Source organism: uncultured Campylobacter sp. (assembly GCF_938040115.1).
Taxonomy (GTDB): domain Bacteria; phylum Campylobacterota; class Campylobacteria; order Campylobacterales; family Campylobacteraceae; genus Campylobacter_A.
Window position 1 is genome coordinate 1 of sequence record NZ_CALHXD010000027.1, and the last position, 1,153, is coordinate 1,153.

The window sequence follows — 1,153 nt, forward strand, 5'->3', positions numbered from 1 at the left end:
ATAAGCGGTAAAATTTCAAACCACAACGGCGAGAGCAGGGAGGAGCGGCTGGAGGAGTTTTTGATCGTCAATCAAAACGACAGCGTCTATGCTATGCCCGAGGGCAGCGCGTTTTTGATAAACGGAAACGAGTGCGAGGTGATGGGGCATGCGGACGTGCTGAAATTTGGGTACAAAAAAGAGATCTCACGCATCGCCGCGGGAAGTAAATTTAAAATTTAAAAGGAGTTATCGTGCAGACGTTTAGGCTATTTTTGGCGCTTGCGGGTATCGTCGCAGTCGTCGCTTTGCTAATCATGAAAAAGGATACTAAAACCGTGCTTATCGGCGTGGGTTTGATGCTGTGCGTGCTTTGTCTAAAGCCCCTGGACGGGCTGGGCGCCTTTACCTCGTATATGACTAAGGCGGGACTCATTAAAGCGATATGCGCCAGCATGGGTTTTGCCTTCGTGATGAAATTTACCGGCTGCGACCGCGCGCTCGTAAATTTACTCACCAGGCCCCTCGGCAATATCGGATTTTTATTGATCCCGCTCGTCGTGGCGCTTACATATTTTATCAATATCGCTATCCCCTCTGCTGCGGGCTGCTCCGCTGCGGTCGGCGCTACGCTGATCCCCGTGATGATGGCTGCGGGCGTTAAGCCCGAGATGGCGGGTGCAGCGGTGTTTGCGGGCACTTTCGGTAGCGTTTTAAGCCCTGGCTCGGCGCATAACGTATTTGTAGCCGATATGGTAAAGGCGCACAATCCATCCTACACGGTTCAAGACGTCATCGGAGTGCAGTTTTCCAGCGCGATTACCGCTTTGATCGTAGTTTTGATTGTAATGAGTATAACGGCGATAGTTTGCAAAGACTACACCAAAGGGATGAATTATTTAGCGCAAAAAGAGGGCGGTGCAAGCTCTGCCGCGGCAAATTCCGCCGACGGTTCAAATTTAGACGCGCAGCCTCAAAAGATAAACGTCTTATACGCGCTTATGCCGCTAGTGCCGCTAGTGATCTTAGTAATCGGCGGCACGAGCCTAAATCAGGTCTCTTTTCTAAAATGGACGAAGATGGGCGTCGCCGAAGCGATGCTATTGGGCGCTATCCTCACCATCGCCGTTACTCTAACCGATCCTCAAAAAATTACGAAGGAATTTTTCAAAGG

General features: G+C 50.6%; 2 protein-coding genes. Both read left to right on the plus strand.

Annotated elements, in window-relative coordinates; all coding sequences use genetic code 11:
* On the plus strand, window positions 1–222 hold a 222-nt coding region (locus tag Q0314_RS01210; RefSeq protein WP_366114283.1), incomplete at its 5' end, for a Type 1 glutamine amidotransferase-like domain-containing protein.
* Window positions 223–233: 11 nt separating this feature from the next.
* On the plus strand, window positions 234–1,153 hold a 920-nt coding region (dcuC, locus tag Q0314_RS01215; protein WP_298055606.1), incomplete at its 3' end, for a C4-dicarboxylate transporter DcuC.